Origin of the sequence: Parabacteroides faecis (assembly GCF_014647375.1) — a bacterium.
Classification (GTDB): domain Bacteria; phylum Bacteroidota; class Bacteroidia; order Bacteroidales; family Tannerellaceae; genus Parabacteroides; species Parabacteroides faecis.
In genome coordinates, this window is sequence record NZ_BMPB01000008.1 from 64,096 (window position 1) to 84,512 (window position 20,417).

The window sequence follows — 20,417 nt, forward strand, 5'->3', positions numbered from 1 at the left end:
AACAATTACGTATTTGATACTTTTTACACACCCCTTTCCCCGCTCAAGAGGGGAATTGGTTACTATTTGTTTGTATATTAATCATATGAGAAAAAATAAAGTAGATATAATCACGCTTGGTTGTTCGAAGAATCTGGTCGATTCGGAACAGCTGATGCGCCAGTTTGTAGCTAACGGTTATACGGTAGAACATGATCCCCATAAAATAAACGGAGAGATTGTCGTTGTAAACACCTGCGGTTTTATCGGAGATGCCCAGGAGGAATCGATCAATATGATTCTGGAATTAGGGGAAGCCAAGAAGAAAGGAAAGATCGGACAATTATACGTTATGGGATGCCTTACGGAGCGTTTCCTGGAAGAAATGAAGCAGGAACTACCCGAAGTAGATCATTTTTACGGTAAGTTCAATTGGAAACAGCTCCTGTCCGATATCGGTAAATCTTACTATCGCGAACTGGCTTCCGACCGTGTGCTGACAACCCCGAAACACTATGCCTTTCTGAAGATAGCGGAAGGATGTAACCGCACCTGTTCGTACTGCGCGATACCTATCAGTACCGGGCATTATCAGTCTCTTCCGATGGAGCAGATAGAAGAAGAAGTGCGTCTGCTCGTTGCCCAGGGGGTAAAAGAGTTTCAGGTGATCGCACAGGATTTGACCTATTACGGACTGGATATATATAAGAGGTACGCGTTACCGGAATTGATCGAACGTATTTCTGATATTCCCGGTGTGGAATGGATCCGCTTACACTATGGTTATCCGTCTCATTTCCCCTATGATCTGTTACGGGTAATGCGTGAACGTGATAATGTCTGTAAATATCTGGATATCGCTTTACAGCATATCAGTGATCATATGTTGAAAATGATGCGCCGTAATATAACCAAGGAAGAAACATACGCCTTACTGGAACGTATTCGCAAAGAGGTTCCGGGCATTCATCTCCGGACAACGCTGATGGTCGGTCATCCGGGGGAGACGGAGCAGGATTTTGAAGAGTTGGTCGAATTTGTCAAAAAAGCACGCTTCGAGCGTATGGGGGCATTTGCCTACAGTCACGAAGAAGGCACTTATTCATTCAAGAATTATACGGATGATGTCCCTGAAGAGGTAAAACAGGAGCGTTTGGATTATCTTATGCGGATACAAGAACGTATCTCTGCCGAGATAAACGAAGAAAAGGTAGGCCGGACTTTTAAAATAATGCTCGATCGTGAGGATGAAGATTATTATGTCGGACGTACCGAGTTTGACTCACCTGAGGTAGATCCGGAAATCCTTGTTTTTAAAGAGCAATCATTGAATCCGGGAGAATTTTATAACGTAAATATCGAAGAATCACAGGCTTTTGACCTATACGGAAAAGTGTTGCTTTGATATAAAAACCATTAAGAAGTTTGTCTGTTTACAAAAAAATAACTAATATCGCTGCTGAATCTATTGATGAAGTAAGTATGAAAAACAAAGAACTGATAACAGAGTTGTCCGCGAAATTGGGGTGGACTTCACAGGAGGTAACAGAAATGTTATCTGCTTTTGGGGCTGTGGTCGGTTCAAAGTTAATGGATAATGATGCTATTTATTTACAAGGGTTCGGGTTGTTTGAAATCAAAAAGAAAGCAGAACGCATCTCTGTAAATCCGGCAAACGGGAAGCGTTATCTGGTCCCTCCGAAATTAGTACCTGTTTTCAAACCGGGAGCAACCATTAAATCTAAATTAAAAGAATTGAGCGACAATGAATAGTCGGCTAACGATACAAGACCTGGCCGCTTTACTAGCCGAGCGTACCGGAAAGGACAGGAATAGCTCCGAGCAATTCCTGAGAGAGTTTATTGCCATCGTATCACAGGGCGTTTTCACTGACAAAATGACTAAAGTAAAGGGGCTTGGCACCTTTAAAATTGTCTTGGTAGAAAAACGGGAAAGTATCCATGTGAATACAGGTGAGCGTTTTACGATCCCTGCACATTATAAGTTTTCTTTTCTACCCGATAAGGAGTTACGTGAATTAGTCAATAAACCGTTTTCATTCTTTGAAACAACAGAACTGAATGAGGATGTTGATTTTACAGACCTGGATATATCCAATGGTGCAGAAGAGAAAGAAAGCGAAGACGAATCTGTAGAAGAGATCCTTCCTGAAAATGAAGAAGCGGTTAGTGAAACTCCACAGTTACAGCCAATAGCAGAAGAAGTTTCCGCCCCGGAGGAAACCGTTGCTGTTACGGAGCCTGATTTACAAACAACAGGGGCTGTAGAAAATAAGGTAGAAGAATTGACGGAAGAATCTATCGAACCGGAACAAGCAGAGGTAAAAGAGACGGAAGATCCCGGAACAGTAGAAGAAACAGAGGAGAAATTTTCAGTACCTGAAACAGTAGAAACGGTAGAAGAATCTTCCGGACAGCCGGATGAAGAAATAAAACAACCGGTTACATCAACCGGTTTCAGTGAGACGGATTATCAGTTTGAAGACGAAAAACCGGCAGAATCACACTGGATGAAAGTTTGGGTTTCTTTGGGTATTGTAGCTATCATAGCCGTGTCCAGTTTCTTTTTGTATCAGAATCGTAGTTTATTTCTGGGACCGGAAAAACCGAAAGCATTAACCGGTCAGTCTTTGCCCGAAACGGCCATTGCCCTCCCGGATACAACTCAGGTAGAAGAAACAGAAGTGACAGAAAGCACTACTGTTGCGGAAGAAAAACCGGATACAGCTTCTACTGTATCTTCAAATCAAACCGCTGAACCCACAGTACAAACACCGAAGGTATTGGCAAAAGTAAAAATAGAACCGGGAAGTCGTTTAACCTTGATCTCCCTTGAATATTATGGTAGTAAGATCTTTTGGGTTTACCTGTATGAGTTCAATAAATCAGTGATCAAAGATCCTAACAACGTCCCGGTAGGTACTGAAATACAAGTCCCTGCGCCAGAAGTATACGGAATCGACAGATATAGTCGTGCCTCCGTAGATAAGGCCGCTGCACGCCAGACAGAAATATTATCCGGAAATTTGTAACTAAAAATCCGCCTTTTTAAGTAAAATAAAACAAAATAGTTATCGTTAGGTTAGTATTATTTAACTGCAAAAGTGAAGGATACGAATTTAACATTTCTAATTTTGTGCAACCATAAAAACAAGCAGAAACAATAAACAATATAAATAGGAAAAATCTATGAGTCAGACAGTAGACATTCGTGAGTTGAACGAACGGATTGAGAGTAAAAGTTCGTTTGTAAACATGATTACGATGGGCATGGACCAGGTAATTGTTGGACAGAAGCATTTGGTGGAATCATTATTGATCGGTCTGCTTTCAGATGGGCATATCCTTTTGGAAGGTGTACCCGGGTTGGCAAAGACGCTTGCCATTAAAACATTGGCTTCACTGATCGATGCAAAATATAGTCGAATACAGTTTACACCGGACTTGCTGCCGGCCGACGTGATCGGTACTATGATTTATAGTCAGAAAAGCGAAGAATTTCAGGTAAAACAAGGCCCGGTCTTCGCTAATTTTGTGTTGGCGGATGAAATTAACCGTGCACCGGCAAAGGTTCAGAGTGCACTTCTGGAAGCCATGCAGGAACGTCAGGTGACAATCAGCGAAAACACCTATAAATTGCCGGAACCATTCCTGGTAATGGCAACTCAGAACCCGATCGAGCAGGAAGGTACTTATCCGCTGCCCGAAGCCCAGGTCGACCGTTTCATGCTGAAGGTGATCATCAACTATCCGAAGAAAGAGGAAGAAAAACTGATTATCCGTCAGAATATCTCAGGCGTGAAACCGGATATTAAAACGATCCTGACAAAGAATGAAATTCTGGAAGCCCGTAAAGTGGTTCGCGAAGTATATCTGGATGAAAAGATCGAACGATATATCGTCGATATCGTATTTGCTACCCGTTTCCCGCAGGAACATGGCCTGGCAAATCTGTCTAACATGATTGCTTTCGGTGCATCTCCTCGTGCTTCTATCAATCTGGCACTGGCTGCACGTGCTTATGCCTTCATCAAACGCAGAGGATATGTGATCCCTGAAGATATCCGTGCTGTGTGTCACGATGTGATGCGCCACCGTATCGGTTTGAGCTATGAAGCCGAAGCAAATAACCTGACATCCGAAGAGGTTATCAGCGAAATCCTTAATAAGGTAGAAGTACCTTAATTTTAATCCCGTCCGGGTGAAAAAGAAGTTTCTCCCGGATGAAATTTTATTTTCTTCCGAAAGGAATCTTTTTTCCACCCGGAAGAAACAAAAGGAATAGTGATTAAAAAATTAAAAGGATTACGATGGAAACAAGTGAACTATTAAAAAAAGTCCGGCGAATCGAGATAAAAACCCGTGGCTTGTCACGCAATATATTTGCAGGACAATACCATTCGGCGTTTAAAGGTCGCGGTATGGCGTTCAGCGAAGTTCGCGAGTACCAGTACGGCGACGATATCCGCGATATCGACTGGAATGTGACAGCCCGCTATGTTCGCCCTTATATTAAGGTGTTCGAAGAAGAGCGCGAGCTGACCGTGATGTTGCTGATCGACGTATCGGGCAGTAGAGACTTTGGTTCCGTGAACGTAATGAAGAAAGAGGTGATTACCGAGATTGCTGCTACACTGGCATTTTCTGCTATACAGAATAATGATAAGATCGGTGTAGTGTTCTTCTCTGATAAAATAGAGAAATTCATTCCTCCACAGAAAGGAAAGAAGCATATTCTTTATATCATTCGCGAACTGATCGATTTCAAACCTCAGGATACGAAGACTGATATCGGCCAGGTACTGAAATTCCTGACCAACGCCATTAAGAAACGTTGTACGACATTCCTGATATCCGACTTTATCGATAAGGAAGGTTTCAAAGACGCCCTGACGATTGCCAACCGTAAACATGATGTGGTGGCTATCCAGGTATACGACCGTCGTGAAACCGAGTTGCCGTCTGTCGGATTGATGAAAATAAAAGATGCTGAAACAGGATCGGAGCGCTGGATCGACAGTTCTTCTGCCCGTGTCCGTGAAGCCTATAAAGAATGGTGGAACCGCCGGCAGGCAGCTATGAACGATTCGTTCAAGAAGTGCCGTGTCGATTCAGTATCTATTCGTACGGAAGATGATTATGTGAAAGCATTGATTGCTCTTTTTGATAAACGTAGTTAAGCATGCAAAAGAAAATTATAAATAAGGGCGTTCTGTTCCTTCTTCTGATCTTGCTGGCAGGAGGGAAGATGTTTGCACAGAAGACACTGATCGATGTGAAGATCGACTCGGCTGCTATTCTGATCGGGGAACAGACCGTTTTACATTTGACGGTTACCACAGACAAGGATAAACCGGTCCAGATCGTGATCCCCAATGATACGTTGATGCGTGGGGTAGAGGTTCTGAACCTTTCCAAGGCGGACTCGTCGGTTATCGAGAATGATCGCTTGCTGATCAAGCAGGATATTCTGGTCACTTCATTCGATTCGTCGCTGTATTTATTACCGCCGTTCAAAGTGATCGACGGGGTCGATACGGTTTATTCCAATCAGGTAGCCTTGAAAGTTTCGACCATTCCTGTGAATGTGGACAAACCGGAGGAGTTCTACGATATAAAGGATATCTGGAAACCGCCTTTTGTCCTGGCTGATTATTATCCGATCATTTATGGCATCTTGCTGGCTCTTTTCCTGATTTGTGTGATTGCCTATATCATTAAACGTATACGCAACAAGCAGTCTCTTATCCCGTTCAAGAAGTCGGAACCGAAACTTCCGCCTCATGAACAGGCCATCAAGGAACTGGATGAAATCAAACAACAGAAACTATGGCAACAGGGACGTAGCAAGGAATACTATACACTGGTTACCGAAACATTGCGTCGTTATATTGTAGAGCGTTTCGACATCAATGCTATGGAAATGACTTCTGCCGAAATCCTGGATATCATCCGTAAGCAGCATGAAGCTGATTCTGTATATGAAAATCTGAAACAGATACTGAATCTGTCTGATTTTGTGAAATTCGCTAAAATGAATCCGCTTCCTGATGAGAATGACTTGAGTATGGTAAATGCATACTTGTTTATTAATCAGACAAAGATTGAAGAGGTTGCCACTCCTGAAGTTGCCGAAACTGAAGAAAAGACAACTGAAACAAACGATTCTAATATAACAAAAGAATAAAATGGTATTTGCAAATCCTACATATCTGTATTTGTTATTGCTGCTTATCCCGATGATAGGATGGTATATCTGGAAGCTCTGTAAAAGTCAGGCTAGTTTGCAGGTATCATCTTCGGAAGCATTCGATGCACCGGGGGCGACTTCGTGGAAGGTTTATCTGCGTCATGTCCCCTTTGCACTAAGAATGGCAGCAATAGCTGTACTTATTATTATATTGGCGCGTCCACAGTCGACGAATAGCTGGCAGAACACTTCTACGGAAGGTATCGACATTGTCATGGCAATGGATATTTCCAGTAGTATGTTGGCACAGGACTTTAAGCCGAACCGTCTGGAAGCATCCAAAGATGTGGCTGCTTCTTTTATCAACGGCCGTCCGAACGATAACATCGGGTTGGTGGTTTTTGCGGCTGAAAGTTTTACACAATGTCCGCTTACTACCGACCATACCGTGTTGCTGAACTTATTCAAAGATATTCAGCCGGGTATTATCCAGGATGGAACTGCGATCGGTCTGGGACTGGCAAATGCGGTAAGCCGTATTAAAGACAGCCAGGCAAAATCGAAAGTGATCATTCTGCTTACAGACGGTGTGAACAATGCTGGCGAGATTGCTCCTGTTACGGCAGCCGAGATCGCCAAAACGTTTGGCATCCGTGTGTATGCAATCGGTGTGGGAACACAAGGCACAGCGCCTTATCCTTTCCAAACCGCATTTGGTGTACAATATCAGGATATTCCTGTCGAGATCGACGAACCTACGTTGAAGCAGATCGCGTCAACGACAGGCGGACAGTATTTCCGTGCTACGGATAATAGCAGTTTGAAGGAAATCTATTCAGAGATCGACAAGATGGAAAAGACCAAGATCAGCGTTCAGCAATACAGCAAGAAACAGGAAGAATATAAAAACTGGGCTTTGTTGTTGTTTGCGTTGCTTTTAGTCGAGATTTTATTGAGAAATACATTGTTAAGAAATATACCGTAAATATAAAGGCTTATGTTTCGTTTTGCACATCCGGACTTTTTGTACTTGCTTTTCATCCTTCCGGTACTCATTGCATTCTATGTATATGCGATGATCCTGAAGAAAAAAGCAATAAAGAAATATGGTAATCCCGAATTGTTGGCAGAGTTGATGCCGGAGGTTTCTCCCAAGCGTCAGCATCTGAAGTTTTGGCTATTGTTCGGAGCCATTACAATGGTTATCTTTGTTATTGCCGGACCTCAGTTCGGCTCCAAGTTGGAAACCGTAAAACGGCAGGGCGTGGAGATTATGGTCTGTCTGGACGTTTCTAACTCCATGTTGGCAGAAGATGTTTCGCCCAATCGTTTGGATAAGGCTAAACAGATGCTGTCGAAACTGACGGATGGTTTTAAGGATGATAAAATGGGATTGATCGTTTTTGCCGGTGATGCTTTCACCCAGTTACCGATCACTTCCGATTATATTTCGGCCAAGATGTTCCTTTCCTCTATCAACCCGTCGATGGTTTCGACGCAAGGTACGGCAATCGGATCGGCTATCAACCTGGCTATGCGTTCATTTACTCCCAGCGAAACGTCGGATAAAACAATTATCCTGATCACTGATGGTGAGAACCATGAAGATGATGCTGTAAAAGCAGCTGCCGCTGCCGCAGAAAAAAATATTCATGTAAATATTGTGGGTATGGGTGACCCGAAAGGTACGCCGATCCCTGTAGCCGGAGCCAATAACTACATGAAAGATAAAGACGGCAATGTGGTTATTACCAAGTTGAACGAACAGATGTGCCAGGAGATTGCAGCAGCAGGTAAAGGAATGTATGTACGTGCAGACAATACCAATTCAGCATTGAAGGCATTGCAGAAAGAGATAGAGAAGATGAATAAATCGGAACTCGACAGCAAAGTCTATTCCGAATATAACGAACAATTTCAGACACTGGCATGGATCGCATTGATCCTGTTGATCGCAGACTTCCTCACATTAGACAGGAAGAATCGTATTTTCAGAAAAGTAAAATTGTTCTCTTAATTCAATGGATAAGATGAGACATATACGAAAATCAATGATATGGATGGGAGCGTTCCTGTTTTGCTCAGGAGCGGTGTTTGCCCAGAAGGCTGAACGTAAGAATGTACGGGAAGGGAACAAGTTGTACAGCAGCGAAAAGTTCACCGAATCCGAAATCGCTTACCGTAAAAGTCTGGATGTAAATCCCCGTTCTGTTGAAGGTACTTATAATTTGGGAAATGCTTTATACAAGCAGAAAAAGTTCCCGGAGGCAGCCGAGCAATATCAGCTGTTGACCGGTCAGGCTGAGAAGATGGTCGAAACAGAAGAAGGGAAAGCCCGTCTTGCCAGTGTATTCCATAATTTGGGCGATATCAGCATGCAAAGTAAAGAGTACGCCAAGAGCGTAGAAGCTTTCAAACAGTCTTTGCGTTTGAATCCGCTGGATGACGAGACACGTTATAACCTGGCATTGGCTCAGAAGTTGCTTGAGAATCAACAAAATCAGGACCAGGATCAAAACCAGGATCAGCAGAATGAGGATAAAAAGGATGATCAGGAAAATAAGGATGATCAACAGCAACAAGACCAGCAGCAACAGCAGCAGGATGACAAGAAAGAAAATAAGACTCAGCAAGAACAACAGCAAAATGAACAGATGAGTCAGGACAACGCTCAGCAGATGTTGGATGCATTCCTGCAGGACGAAAAGAATACGCAGGAAAAGGTAAAGAAGGCACAGGCACAACAGCAACAGCGTCGTAAAACAGATAAAGAGTGGTAATAGATACAGAAACAGAAAAAACAACAATATAATGAGAAAATTAGCTTTCTTATTCGTTCTCTTTCTAACAGCCGGGATGATGGCACAGGCCGCTGATGTGACCTTTAAAGCTGTCGCTCCGAATGCTGTGGTGATGGGGCAACAATTCAGATTAGCGTACACCGTGAATGCGGAAGCGAAGGCTAGCGACCTTCGTATTCCTGAACTTGCGGATTTTGATGTCTTGATGGGACCTTCTACTTCCAGTAGTATGAGTACTCAGATCATTAACGGGAGTGTATCATCTGAAACGGCATTCACGTTTACTTATATTCTGATGCCTAAAAAGGAAGGTACATTCAATATCGGAGCGGCATCCATAAAAGTAAAAGGGGCCAATTATACATCCAATGCGGTAAGTGTTAAAGTTCTTCCGCCGGATAAGGCTTCTGAAGCGAGTGGGGGGGATAATTCCGGACAGTCTGCTTCCATTGGAAAAGATGACTATTTTGTCAGAATGGAAATTTCTAACCGCAATGTGTACGAGCAGGAAGGTTTCTTGGTAACGTTCAAATTATATGCTGCACGTATGTGCGGATTGGAAAATGCAAAATTTCCTGAGTTCGAAGGTTTTCTGGCACAGGAGATAGAACAGCCGAATCCCCAGTGGACACAAGATCATTATAATGGTCGTAATTATTTTACGGTTGTTTTAAAGCAAACGGTTCTTTATCCGCAGCGTTCCGGAAAGCTGACTATCGAAAGTGGGAAATTCGATGCTATTATCCGTATCCCGACCGAACGGAAAATACGTAGTATCTTCGATGAGTTTGAAGATGCTTATACTAATGTAAGGAAAGTCCTGGTTTCAAGTCCTGCTACGATCGACGTGAAATCATTGCCGTCCGGTAAGCCGGCATCATTCACAGGTGCAGTAGGAAACTTCACCATGACATCGGACATTAATTCCAATAATGTAAAAACGAATGATGCAGTCACGATCAAATTGAAGATTTCCGGTAATGGAAATATCAAACTGATAAAGAGTCCGGAAGTGGTTTTCCCGAATGATTTCGATACCTTCGAACCGAAGATTGAGACAGATCTCAAAACGACAACAGCAGGAGTAAGCGGAAGCAAGACAATCGAATACATGGCTATTCCACGTTATGCCGGAGATTTTGAAATACCGGCTATCTCTTTCTCTTATTTCGATCCGAAATCGGCAACTTATAAAACGTTGAAATCAGAACCTTATAAGCTGCATGTAGAGCAGGGTGAGGGAGGAAGCAGCAATTCACCGGTCGTTTCAAACTTCAGCAACAAAGAAAGCGTGAAGTATCTGGGTAAAGATATTCGTTTCCTCAAAGTAAAAGACTTCAATTTTGTTGCCAACAACGATATCTTCTTTGGTTCGTTCATGTATTACATGTGTTATCTCGTTCCGGCAATTCTATTTATTGTCTTCTTCTTCATTTACCGTAAACAGGTAAAGGAAAATTCCAACATTGCCCTGGTTCGTACCAAGAAGGCTAATAAGATCGCTGTAAAGAGATTGAAGAATGCCGGTAAGCTGATGAAGGAAAACAAGAAAGAAGAGTTTTACGACGAAGTTCTCCGGGCTTTATGGGGATATCTGAGCGATAAACTCAATATATCTCAGGCGAGCCTTACCAAAGATAATGTGGAAACAGAGTTGACCAGATATGGAGTGGACGAAACATTGATAAATGAGTTTATGGATATTCTGAATACCTGCGAGTTTGCCCGTTATGCACCGGCGCAGGCTTCGGATGCTATGGATAAATTGTATGAGTTAACCGTAGATGCCATTGGTAAGATGGAGAATACAATTAAAAAGCAATAAAATGAAGACAAGTATAAAGATGAAAAAAATATTGTTTTTTCTATTGATTCAGTGTCTGGCATTAAGTGCTTATGCGCAGGATGCAGCGATCAAGGAAGCAGAAGCTGCATATACTAAAGAAGATTACGGAAAAGCAATCGAACTATATGAAGGGGTACTGAAAAGTAATGGCGATTCGCCGGAGATATATTATAATCTGGGAAACGCCTATTATAAAGCCGGTAAGATATCTTCTGCCATATTGAACTATGAACGGGCACTGGTGCTCGATCCGGGTGACAGTGATGTCCGTTTCAACTTGCAGATGGCACGCCAGAAGACAGTAGACAAGATTGAACCTGTCGACGGTTTCTTTTTGGCCAGATGGTTTGACGCCGTTCAGAATATGGGAGCAGCCGATTCATGGGCTAAAACGGGAATTGTTTGCTTTATCTTATTTATCGGTTGTCTGATCCTGTTCTTCTTTTCAAGACAGATTCGCCTGAAGAAAGTAGGTTTCTATATAGGAGTACTGCTTTTAATCTGTGTGATCATCTCGAATATCTTTGCCAGAAACCAGAAAAACGAGTTGGTAAACCGTACTCATGCTATTGTTTTTGCTCCGACTGTAACTGTAAAAAGTTCGCCTGATGCTAGCGGAACAGATTTGTTCGTCTTGCATGAAGGAACCAAAGTCTTAGTAAAAAGTACGTTAGGCGACTGGAGTGAAATAGCTTTAGAAGATGGAAACGTTGGTTGGATGCCGACAAAAGATATTGAAACAATCTGATGGTAGAAAAAATATTAGTTTACGAACGGGATTTGTTCTTCATGCTTAACGGTAGCGATTCCCCTTTTCTTGACCGCTTTATGTGGATATTTTCAGGAAAAACGGTTTGGCTGCCGTTAGCCGCTTTTATATTGATCGTACTGCTGTATAAAAAGAAATGGAGAGAATCTATTCTGATTTTGTTAGCCATAGTACTAGTAGTTACTCTTTGTGACCAGTTTGCGTCTCATGTATGTAAACCTATTTTTACCCGCTTCCGTCCGACTCATCATCCGGACTTCATGGATCAGGTAAAAACCGTTTTCGGTTACCGGGGAGGAAAATATGGTTTTATCTCCAGCCATGCGGCGAATGCGTTTGGTTTTGCAACCTATATGTCGTTGCTTTTCCGTTACAGGTTATTTACATGGACCATCTTCCTTTGGGCTGTCCTTACTGCTTATACCCGCGTTTATCTGGGAGTTCATTTTATTTCAGATATCGTGCCGGGTGCTATAGCCGGTGTCTTCTTCGGTGGGCTGGTGTATTGGTTGTATGTAAAAGTACATCCGGTTGTTACAGGGTCAAACGGAGAAGTCAGTGCAATCTATTCGGATAAACGCAAGCGTGTTATTGTTTATGCCATATTTATCACGACCTTGCTGATCGCAATCTTTAATATTCCCTTAGCTGGCTGGTTAAGATAAAGTTAATTGTAGCAGAGATTCGGTACATGTCGTAAAGCATGTTTGTTTTCAAGCTAAATTTAACTAAATAATTTGTGCCTCTGATATATATTGCTTAAGTTAGTGCCATAAATAATTAACCGAAGTATTAACCTTCAAAATAAAGGAACACCATGACAAAGACAATCACTTTTAATGAATTGCGCAGAATTAAAGACCGTCTGCCTGACGGTAGTACTCATCGCATAGCAGATGAGTTAGGTTTAGCAGTTGAAACTGTCCGTAATTATTTTGGTGGATATAATTATAAAGATGGTAAAAGCTGTGGGATACACATCGAACCGGGTCCTGATGGCGGTTTGGTAGTATTAGATGATACAACAATATTTGAACGTGCTTTACAGATACTGGCAGAAGCAGAAGGCGTATCGGAAGCACAGCAAGCGTAAAGAAATTTACAGTACATAAAAAATCCCATAGCTGACTGAACAAAAACGCTGTGGGATTTTTTTATTATAGGTAGCATTTACCATTTTCAGATTGTTTAATCTATAAAAACACACGAGTATGGAAGATAAATTAGTAACATTAGCTATTCACACATTCGAGAAAGCACAAATCCTGAAAACAATACTTGAAACGGAAGGAATTGAAGTTTACATACACAATGTCAATCAGATCCAGCCGGTTGTATCGGCAGGTGTACGTGTGAGAATCAAAGAGAGCGATCTGCCCCATGCCTTGCGCATTATAGAGGACAGTAAATGGCTGAGTGAAGATACTCCTGAAGAAGCAACAACCCCACAGGTAAAGAAGATCCTGATCCCTGTCGATTTTTCCGATTACTCCATTAAGGCTTGTGAGTTGGGAATCAACTATGCCTATCATGCCGGAGCGGAAGTCATGATCATGCATGCCTATTTCAGCCCCTATTTTCCATCGGCAATTCCTATGGGAGACACACTGGCTTACCAGGTGAATGAAGAAGAATCTGTGCAGAACGTATTGAAACGTGTGCAGATCGATATGGAAAATATCTGTACATTGATCAACCGGAAGATACAGTCCGGTGAACTGCCGAAGGTTAAATATAATTATGTATTACGGGAAGGTTTGCCCGAAGAAGAAATTCTGGCTTATTGCAAGGAATATCATCCAACGCTTATTGTCATGGGTACGCGTGGAAAGAGCCAGAAAGATATGGATCTGATCGGTAGTGTGACAGGCGAAGTGATTGAGGTCAATAAAGTACCGGTTTTGGCTATACCTGAAAATGTACGTTTCAATGACCTGAGTGAAGCTAAAAATATCGCATTCGCTACCTCTTTCAACCAGCGTGACCTGGTCGCTTTCGACGAGTTCATGGAAATAGTAAAAGGATATGATATTCAGATTCATTTGTTCAATATATCGACCAGTAAGAATGAATGGAATGAAATACGTTTAACAGGTGTCCGCGAGTATTTCCAGAAACAGTATCCGGACGCAAATATCACTTATTCCGTACTGGCTGACGGTGATTTATTACTTGCTATTGAAAAATTTGTCCGTGATGAACAGATCGATGTGATCGCTTTAAGCACCTATCGCCGGAATATCCTGGCACGTATGTTCAATCCGTCTATTGCGCGTAAGATGTTATTCCACACCGATACGCCGTTGTTGGTAATGCATGCATGAAAAATTAAATAAAGGCTATGATATAAAAGCGGACTATCAAAAATAAGGGATAGTCTGCTTTTTTACTTAAAAAGGGAGATACATATAAAAAGTAGTACTTCAATTTCCTGTGTTCTGATTGTCATATAATTAGTTATGTCAATATATGGCACATTTATAATATTCATCGTTTTAATTGATATGTTTTGTTGATTTTTTGTTGCCCATGATATAATTATTTATATTTTTGTGCTTCGATTTAATAATAAAAAATAATCAAAAGTAAAATGAAAGAGTTAGTAGAAAGAATCAATGTAGCAATTGGAGAATTTAGTACAAATGCTAATTTGCAGGTTGAAAACGGAAACAAGGCAGCAGGTACACGTGCTCGCAAAGCTTCTCTGGAACTTGAGAAGTTACTGAAAGAATTTAGAAAAGTTTCTGTCGAAGCAGCTAAATAAAATTTTATTTCAGTTATAAGGGAAGGTGGTTATCTATTCATGATGATCACCTTTTTTGTTTTTATGAATATCAATCGATCCGGAAATCAGTTTCGAAAAAAGACATTACACATGTGAACAATGTGAAATTTGTATTGTTAGATGAAAGATAAAACAATATTAAACAATCTAAAACGACAAAAAGTATGATACCTAACACTGAATTGGAAAATGGTAAAGTTGAATTGATCCGTGAAATACTAGATATCAATGATATGCATGATATTGATTTACTTAAGGAATATAATAAAGAACTGACCGGTTCTTTAGATATGCAGGAGATCGCTCCGAATATGGAAAGCAACGATTAAAAAATCACTCCTTCTCTACAGACGATACATAAAAAGAGGCTGTCTCAAAATTTGAGATGGCCTTTTTTTCTTATACTAAAGATTCCTTTTTTCTTCATAACTAACAAAAGCCCTTTACTTATCCGCAGCCTTTTACTGGATGCCGTTTCGCATTCGACGGTAAGACTAAATAACACTTCATAAGCCAACGGTAACACAGTTTCTCATTGTAACTTCTTTCCTTTGCAATGAGAAACTAATAAGATCGATAGATATGAAACGAATACTTTACTACATGATGTTTTTGCTGGTTACCGGTAATGGGATGTTGATCGCTCAAAATACGATTCACGGAAAGGTAACCGATACGGATAATATTCCGGTAGATGGCGTAGCTGTCGTACTTCAGACATTGGATTCCGTTTATGTGGATGCTGTGGTGACCGATAGTCTCGGACTGTTTAACCTGAACCGGGCAGCTGATCAGGCTTACCGGCTTCTCTTCCAACATCTCTTATACGAACCTTTCCAGCAGGAGATTTCACAGGCGGATGCCGGAACGATTCGTCTGACAACTAAAGATTATGAGTTGGACGGAGTGGTGGTAAAAGCCGAACGTCCGAAGGTCAAAGTGGAGAATGGCGCATTGAAATATGATGTTCCGCAACTGATGAAAGATAAATCAGTGAGTAATGCTTTTGAGGCTGTAAAACAATTACCCGGTATTATCGGCGGTGCAGACGAGATTCAATTGCTGGGGGCGGGGGCTCCGAGAATTATCCTGAACGGACAGTTGACGACGATGTCGCCGGACCAGTTGATCACGATGTTGAAGAGTATTCCTTCTTCGCGGGTAAAAAATGTAGAGGTTATGTATAATGCCCCTGCAAAATACAATATTAAAGGAGCTGTTATTAACGTTATATTAGATAAAGGATCGACAGAAGGAACGGCTTTACAGGGTGAAGCCGGTGTTGATTATCTACAGAAACATTTTGCAACAGGTAAGGCACATGCGAACCTCTTATATTCTACTTCTAACCTGACTGTCGATTTTCTGGTAAACGGAGAGAAAGGACGATATTTTGAAGGGGAAAATATTATGGCAAGACACACCCTGGAGAATAGTGTGACGGAAGTTTATCAGTCAGGCCGTGGCAATGGCCGTATAAACAGCGGAGACATGCGGTTAGGTGTAGACTATAAATTGAAGAACGAAGATAAGTTATCTGCTGCATATACTTTGGGCGGCAATAATATAAAAAAGAATCGTGTAGCAGAAACTTCTTTTTCCGTACTGCAGGATGCGGAGACAAGTGACCAACGTTTCAGCCGAACAACCGGAGAGGATAAAGTAACTTTACATAATATCCGTATGCAATATGACGGTCATACGGGTATAACTGCCGGAATGGATTTTACACGTTATAATTCTCCGTCTTTCCAGAACTTTTTGGAAAACCGCGGACAGGAAACGTTGACGGATATGCAGAATAATTCCAGGCAGAATATTTCACAATGGGCACTATTTGCCAACCATACACACACTTTTGCCACCGGATGGACACTGAACTACGGTGTTCACGGTGGCTACACTTCCTCGAAAACTTATATCGATTATCTATATAATAAAGGTAATGGGTATGAACCAGAGCCGGATTTACTGGAAAATAATACGCAAAAGGAATACACGGGCAATCTCTTTGCGGAAGTGTCCAAGGATTTCGGAGAGCATTTTTCGGCAACTGCTTCATTGAAAGCGGAGTATTTCAGGTCGGATTATAATTCAAACGGGAGCAAATCGACTCTTTGGAATGACTGGACATTTTTTCCGAATGCTTCTTTGAGTTATGTTTTTACACCGCAACATATTTTGCAGTTAAACGTGAACAGCGACAAAACCTATCCTTCTTATTGGGAAATAACACCGCAGATAACACCCATAAACTCTTACTCTGTCGTGATGGGTAATCCAGCTCTGAAGCCTTATCGTTCGTATGAAGGGCAATTCCTCTATATCCTGAAACAGAAATATACCTTTATGGTTTTCGCACAGTACGAACCGGATTACTTTGCCCAGTTGCCTTATCAAAGTTCTACGGAACTGAAAAATGTGTTCCGGTATGAGAATATGGATTATAATTTAACGGCAGGAATAGGGGCTGTTATTCCGTTCCGTATTGGTGAGTTTATGAATAGCCAGTTTACGGCACAGGGAATCAGGATGCGTCAGAAACTGGATCATTTCAATGATATTTCTTTTGATAACAGTAAATATCTGGGGCAATTCTTTCTGAATAATACATTCACGCTTTCCAAATCGCGTCCGAACCTGAAGCTGGATTTGAATGGTTATTATATAACAGGAGCAGTGCAGGGTATCTACGACCTGGGTTCCGTTTATAACGTTTCAGCCGGTTTGAAATGGCAGTTCGCCAATGATAAAGCGACAGTTCTCCTGAAATGTGATAATATCTTCCGGAGTAATATCCCGAAAAAGATTGAGATCAACCAGGCAAACCAATATAGCCGCCTGACGAAGATTGACGATACACGTTGTGTGACGGTTTCCTTTATCTGGAAGTTCGGTGGTTATAAAACTAAAAAGCATGATAAAGTAGATACATCCCGGTTCGGTAAGTAGTCGTCCTTTCAGAATATTTTTTCGGCTATCAGAGTAATATTTATACCAGATGAATATTACCCTGATAGCCGAAATGTGTTATTTTGATAGCTAAACAAAGAAAAGACCCTATACAGCAATGACAAAAACATATCAATTTGATAATTTGTTATTTTATTATTACTTTTGCACCCAAATTAGGACAGAGCATTGAATATGAATGAAGTTTATACAAATAATTTAAAAAGACAGAATGCCCTCGTGATGTGTGGTATTCATGTTGTGCATGTCCATTGGTTTAGTGGTTTTATCTAAGTTATTTTCCTTTCTTTTTCCGGATGTTTCCGGAGACCGTTTTATAACAATCATTTATTTTATTAACGTATCGCGGGAGAAGTGTATCCTCCGCGTGTAAATTGATTATACATATGTTTGTCATTTTATGCCTATTATGTGTAGGGATAGGTATGGGTTACCTGTTCCGTCATATCCATAGTTTGAAAAGATTGGAAAATACAATATCTTATACCATTTTTATCATGTTGTTCGTGTTTGGTGTTACGATAGGAGCGAACAAAACGTTGGTCGATAATATAGGAGATTTTGGTTTGCAGGCAGCCCTGCTGGCTGTTTGTGGCGTACTGGGGAGTTTGCTAGCTTCTTATCTGGCTTTTAAAGTATTATCGGGGAAAGGGGGGAATGATGAAAAGTAATCTGATCGTGATAGCCTGCTTTTTTATAGGGATACTTTGTGGCATGTTAGGAGGAGATGAGTTGGCCGGTTACTGTGCCAAACTTCCGACTTGGTTATTGTATGCGCTGATTATTCAGGTGGGATTGAATCTCGGTTCAAACGGAGAGATGGGAACCATGTTACGGAATGTACGGATATCCAACCTTTTATTACCACTCTTTACCATAGCGGGTACTTTACTTTTTTCCGCGATGGCAAGTATCCTGCTGAAAACCTGGAATGTGTATGATTGCATGGCGGTAGGAAGCGGATTTGCTTACTATTCTTTATCTTCCTTACTGATTGTGCAGTTTAAGGAAGCCTCTGCGGGAATAGAGATTGCGACACAGCTCGGGACTATTGCCCTGCTGGCGAATATTATCAGAGAGATGATGGCTTTGTTCGGTGCGCCGGTCTATGCGTCTTTATTTGGAAAATTTGCTCCGGTGTCTGTTGCGGGTATTAATTCGATGGATGTCTGTCTGCCGGTCATCAGTCGTTATTCCGGGAAGAATATCATTCCGATCGCCATCATTCACGGGATTGTACTGGAGATTTGTGTTCCATTATTGATTTCATTGTTTTGCAGATAGTAATAATTTCCGGATGCAGACTTTTCCTCTGCGTGCTCGGTATTCGTCTGCATCCGGAAATATTGTATGTTATCTTCTGGGAACGATTTCAAACGGCACTCTCACGAATACGCCCTGTTTCATCAGATTCATCAGGTTCGGATACATCCGTTCTTTGAACGAATCCCAGCTGCGATGCTCCATCTGTGTCCATCCGGCTTCTGCTAATGCCAGACCACGCGGGTAAGTCATGTAAGTTATCCGATTGATATCTTTCATAGCTTCTCCCCATAACGTACCGGATATACCGAGGATATGTGCTTGCTGTGCAGCGGGAAGTCCGTAACCCGGATCAAATTGATAGCAGGTTTCCAAAGTGGTAACAGGCATTCCCCAGTTATTGAACTCCGGAAGATCGCCTTTCAGCTGCGGGTAATCCAGATAAGCATATTCTCCGGGAGCCATGATCAACGAATTCCCGTGTTTAGCTGTCAGCTCGATACATTTGGGTGTCAGTCCGGCACGCCAGGTGACCAGTGTTACATCTTTCGGATAGTCGAACAGATACTCGTTAGCCGGCATGCGAATATTGTCCAGTTCGCACCACAGCATAGGCTCCTTGCCATATTTGCGTACGGAAGCCAGTATCTTATCGAAGAAATAGTTCATAAGCTGAGATTCTTTGGTATATCCCAATTGTTTCATTAACGATTGGCAATGATCGCATTTGGTCCAGTTCTTTTCAATAACAGCCTCGTCACCGCCCAAATGAATTTTGGATGACGGGAATATAGCTGCTATTTCCTTGATAATATCATCGTAAACGGAATATACTTTCTCATTATTGGCACAGAGCATCAGATCGACTGTCTTACCCATTTCTTTCTGAATGGTATCCGTGTGTGTACAGCCCAGTTCCGGATAAGTCGCCAGTACGGCTACCGTATGGCCGGGAATATCCAATTCCGGTATGATCTCTATATTCCGGTCGGCAGCGTAACGGACCAGTTCTTTTAATTGTTCCTGCGTATAAAAACCGTTATCCGGCCCGTTCGGACCTGTTTTCGGATTACGGAAAGCACCGATCTCTGTCAGTCCCGGGTGTGCCTTTATTTCGACACGCCAGCCCTGATCGTCTGTCAGGTGTAATTGCAGGATGTTGTATTTGTATTTTGCCATCTGGTCGATGTAAAACTTAACATCTTCGAGAGGCAGGAAATGGCGTGCCGGATCGAGCATTAAGGCACGGTAACCATAGCGGGGTTCATCGTCGATACGGATAGGAGCGATCTGCTTATTCGCTGTATTGCATACATCGCCCAGTAATATCTGGTCCAGCGTCTTCAACCCGTAGAAAAGAGCTTTCTGTGTACTTCCTTTGATGGAAAGTTTGCTTTCCGAAATCTCGATCATGTAATGTTCTTCCCCTTTTATAGCAGGCTCTGTCCAAAGTTCGATCACGGAGTTTCCGCTTGCCTGAAAGCCTCCCATAATAGCGCTTTGGCCGACTCTGTCTCTCAATATACGTTGCAGTTCGAACAAACAGAATGCCTGCTTGGGCAAATTTGTTTTCACTACTGTTTGCGGAGTGACTGTAAAGTTCTTCTTACCTGTAACCTGCTCGATATGGTTCGGCAAAGGTAATAAGGCCGAAGTGTTGCTCTGCCCGAACGACAAAGTTGCTGTTAATAGAAACAGAGAAATGAGTTTGAGTTTTTTAGTACTTAAGATCATAGATGTTAGATTTATTGTTTTGTTAATTTTCTTCGAGGCAAAGATACATATCTGGTT

20 protein-coding genes are annotated in these 20,417 nt (G+C 41.8%); 19 read left to right on the forward strand and 1 reads right to left on the reverse strand.

What is annotated here, in order from left to right; genetic code table 11:
• Positions 1-85: 85 nt before the first annotated feature.
• From rimO to IEY67_RS12605, 19 genes are all read left to right on the forward strand, one after another.
• On the forward strand, positions 86-1,384 hold the full coding sequence (rimO, locus tag IEY67_RS12515) for a 30S ribosomal protein S12 methylthiotransferase RimO (protein ID WP_122357265.1): 1,299 nt from the start codon (positions 86-88) through the stop codon (positions 1,382-1,384).
• 77 nt (positions 1,385-1,461) lie between these two features.
• Positions 1,462-1,752, forward strand: coding sequence for an HU family DNA-binding protein (locus IEY67_RS12520; protein WP_122357279.1), 291 nt, complete (start codon positions 1,462-1,464; stop codon positions 1,750-1,752).
• Complete coding sequence (locus tag IEY67_RS12525; RefSeq protein WP_183671585.1) at positions 1,745-3,031, forward strand: HU family DNA-binding protein; 1,287 nt, start codon at positions 1,745-1,747, stop codon at positions 3,029-3,031. Before IEY67_RS12520 ends, IEY67_RS12525 begins: the two co-directional genes overlap by 8 nt.
• A 157-nt stretch (positions 3,032-3,188) precedes the next feature.
• Positions 3,189-4,184, forward strand: coding sequence for an AAA family ATPase (locus IEY67_RS12530; RefSeq protein WP_122357263.1), 996 nt, complete (start codon positions 3,189-3,191; stop codon positions 4,182-4,184).
• 125 nt (positions 4,185-4,309) lie between these two features.
• Entirely contained in the window at positions 4,310-5,179 is an 870-nt protein-coding gene (locus IEY67_RS12535; protein ID WP_122373131.1) for a DUF58 domain-containing protein, read from the forward strand.
• 2 nt (positions 5,180-5,181) lie between these two features.
• Positions 5,182-6,186: a hypothetical protein gene (locus tag IEY67_RS12540; protein WP_122373132.1), complete on the forward strand. Its 1,005-nt coding sequence runs from the start codon at positions 5,182-5,184 to the stop codon at positions 6,184-6,186.
• Position 6,187: 1 nt separating this feature from the next.
• Positions 6,188-7,174: a vWA domain-containing protein gene (locus IEY67_RS12545; protein ID WP_122357260.1), complete on the forward strand. Its 987-nt coding sequence runs from the start codon at positions 6,188-6,190 to the stop codon at positions 7,172-7,174.
• Between the two features lie 12 nt (positions 7,175-7,186).
• Positions 7,187-8,206 (forward strand): vWA domain-containing protein, encoded by a 1,020-nt coding sequence (locus tag IEY67_RS12550; protein ID WP_122357259.1) that lies wholly within the window; start codon positions 7,187-7,189, stop codon positions 8,204-8,206.
• Between the two features lie 13 nt (positions 8,207-8,219).
• Positions 8,220-8,969, forward strand: a complete 750-nt coding sequence (locus tag IEY67_RS12555) for a tetratricopeptide repeat protein (protein WP_183671586.1) — start codon at positions 8,220-8,222, stop codon at positions 8,967-8,969.
• 31 nt (positions 8,970-9,000) lie between these two features.
• The gene (locus IEY67_RS12560) at positions 9,001-10,815 is read left to right on the forward strand and encodes a BatD family protein (protein WP_122357257.1); all 1,815 of its coding nucleotides are present in this window, start codon (positions 9,001-9,003) and stop codon (positions 10,813-10,815) included.
• A gap of 1 nt (position 10,816) precedes the next feature.
• Positions 10,817-11,584 carry a tetratricopeptide repeat protein gene (locus IEY67_RS12565; protein WP_122357256.1) on the forward strand — a complete coding sequence of 256 codons (768 nt, stop codon included), beginning with the start codon at positions 10,817-10,819 and terminating at the stop codon, positions 11,582-11,584.
• A complete protein-coding gene (locus IEY67_RS12570; protein WP_183671587.1) occupies positions 11,584-12,270 on the forward strand; it encodes a phosphatase PAP2 family protein in 687 nt (228 codons plus the stop codon). The genes IEY67_RS12565 and IEY67_RS12570 overlap by 1 nt, the downstream gene beginning before the upstream one ends.
• A gap of 152 nt (positions 12,271-12,422) precedes the next feature.
• Positions 12,423-12,698 (forward strand): DNA-binding protein, encoded by a 276-nt coding sequence (locus IEY67_RS12575; RefSeq protein ID WP_183671588.1) that lies wholly within the window; start codon positions 12,423-12,425, stop codon positions 12,696-12,698.
• Positions 12,699-12,816: 118 nt separating this feature from the next.
• Positions 12,817-13,929 (forward strand): universal stress protein, encoded by a 1,113-nt coding sequence (locus tag IEY67_RS12580; protein ID WP_122357253.1) that lies wholly within the window; start codon positions 12,817-12,819, stop codon positions 13,927-13,929.
• 266 nt (positions 13,930-14,195) lie between these two features.
• A complete protein-coding gene (locus IEY67_RS12585; protein WP_122357252.1) occupies positions 14,196-14,369 on the forward strand; it encodes a BF3379 family histone-like protein in 174 nt (57 codons plus the stop codon).
• Between the two features lie 185 nt (positions 14,370-14,554).
• Positions 14,555-14,719 carry a hypothetical protein gene (locus IEY67_RS12590; RefSeq protein ID WP_183671589.1) on the forward strand — a complete coding sequence of 55 codons (165 nt, stop codon included), beginning with the start codon at positions 14,555-14,557 and terminating at the stop codon, positions 14,717-14,719.
• 253 nt (positions 14,720-14,972) lie between these two features.
• Positions 14,973-17,342: an outer membrane beta-barrel family protein gene (locus IEY67_RS12595; RefSeq protein ID WP_183671590.1), complete on the forward strand. Its 2,370-nt coding sequence runs from the start codon at positions 14,973-14,975 to the stop codon at positions 17,340-17,342.
• A 407-nt stretch (positions 17,343-17,749) separates the two neighbouring features.
• Entirely contained in the window at positions 17,750-18,034 is a 285-nt protein-coding gene (locus IEY67_RS12600) for a LysO family transporter (protein WP_122373137.1), read from the forward strand.
• A complete protein-coding gene (locus tag IEY67_RS12605; protein ID WP_122357277.1) occupies positions 18,024-18,647 on the forward strand; it encodes a LysO family transporter in 624 nt (207 codons plus the stop codon). Before IEY67_RS12600 ends, IEY67_RS12605 begins: the two co-directional genes overlap by 11 nt.
• A 69-nt stretch (positions 18,648-18,716) precedes the next feature.
• Here IEY67_RS12605 and IEY67_RS12610 read toward each other — a convergent pair whose 3' ends face one another.
• Positions 18,717-20,360: a beta-N-acetylhexosaminidase gene (locus IEY67_RS12610; RefSeq protein WP_183671591.1), complete on the reverse strand. Its 1,644-nt coding sequence runs from the start codon at positions 20,358-20,360 to the stop codon at positions 18,717-18,719.
• Between the last annotated feature and the right edge of the window lie 57 nt (positions 20,361-20,417).

Bases quoted from the DNA above. Each gene is read 5' to 3' on its own strand.
- rimO (WP_122357265.1), top strand. From the start codon at position 86: ATGAGAAAAAATAAAGTAGATATAATCACGCTTGGTTGTTCGAAGAAT.
- IEY67_RS12520 (WP_122357279.1), top strand. From the start codon at position 1,462: ATGAAAAACAAAGAACTGATAACAGAGTTGTCCGCGAAATTGGGGTGG.
- IEY67_RS12525 (WP_183671585.1), top strand. From the start codon at position 1,745: ATGAATAGTCGGCTAACGATACAAGACCTGGCCGCTTTACTAGCCGAG.
- IEY67_RS12530 (WP_122357263.1), top strand. From the start codon at position 3,189: ATGAGTCAGACAGTAGACATTCGTGAGTTGAACGAACGGATTGAGAGT.
- IEY67_RS12535 (WP_122373131.1), top strand. From the start codon at position 4,310: ATGGAAACAAGTGAACTATTAAAAAAAGTCCGGCGAATCGAGATAAAA.
- IEY67_RS12540 (WP_122373132.1), top strand. From the start codon at position 5,182: ATGCAAAAGAAAATTATAAATAAGGGCGTTCTGTTCCTTCTTCTGATC.
- IEY67_RS12545 (WP_122357260.1), top strand. From the start codon at position 6,188: ATGGTATTTGCAAATCCTACATATCTGTATTTGTTATTGCTGCTTATC.
- IEY67_RS12550 (WP_122357259.1), top strand. From the start codon at position 7,187: ATGTTTCGTTTTGCACATCCGGACTTTTTGTACTTGCTTTTCATCCTT.
- IEY67_RS12555 (WP_183671586.1), top strand. From the start codon at position 8,220: ATGAGACATATACGAAAATCAATGATATGGATGGGAGCGTTCCTGTTT.
- IEY67_RS12560 (WP_122357257.1), top strand. From the start codon at position 9,001: ATGAGAAAATTAGCTTTCTTATTCGTTCTCTTTCTAACAGCCGGGATG.
- IEY67_RS12565 (WP_122357256.1), top strand. From the start codon at position 10,817: ATGAAGACAAGTATAAAGATGAAAAAAATATTGTTTTTTCTATTGATT.
- IEY67_RS12570 (WP_183671587.1), top strand. From the start codon at position 11,584: ATGGTAGAAAAAATATTAGTTTACGAACGGGATTTGTTCTTCATGCTT.
- IEY67_RS12575 (WP_183671588.1), top strand. From the start codon at position 12,423: ATGACAAAGACAATCACTTTTAATGAATTGCGCAGAATTAAAGACCGT.
- IEY67_RS12580 (WP_122357253.1), top strand. From the start codon at position 12,817: ATGGAAGATAAATTAGTAACATTAGCTATTCACACATTCGAGAAAGCA.
- IEY67_RS12585 (WP_122357252.1), top strand. From the start codon at position 14,196: ATGAAAGAGTTAGTAGAAAGAATCAATGTAGCAATTGGAGAATTTAGT.
- IEY67_RS12590 (WP_183671589.1), top strand. From the start codon at position 14,555: ATGATACCTAACACTGAATTGGAAAATGGTAAAGTTGAATTGATCCGT.
- IEY67_RS12595 (WP_183671590.1), top strand. From the start codon at position 14,973: ATGAAACGAATACTTTACTACATGATGTTTTTGCTGGTTACCGGTAAT.
- IEY67_RS12600 (WP_122373137.1), top strand. From the start codon at position 17,750: ATGTTTGTCATTTTATGCCTATTATGTGTAGGGATAGGTATGGGTTAC.
- IEY67_RS12605 (WP_122357277.1), top strand. From the start codon at position 18,024: ATGAAAAGTAATCTGATCGTGATAGCCTGCTTTTTTATAGGGATACTT.
- IEY67_RS12610 (WP_183671591.1), bottom strand. From the start codon at position 20,360: ATGATCTTAAGTACTAAAAAACTCAAACTCATTTCTCTGTTTCTATTA.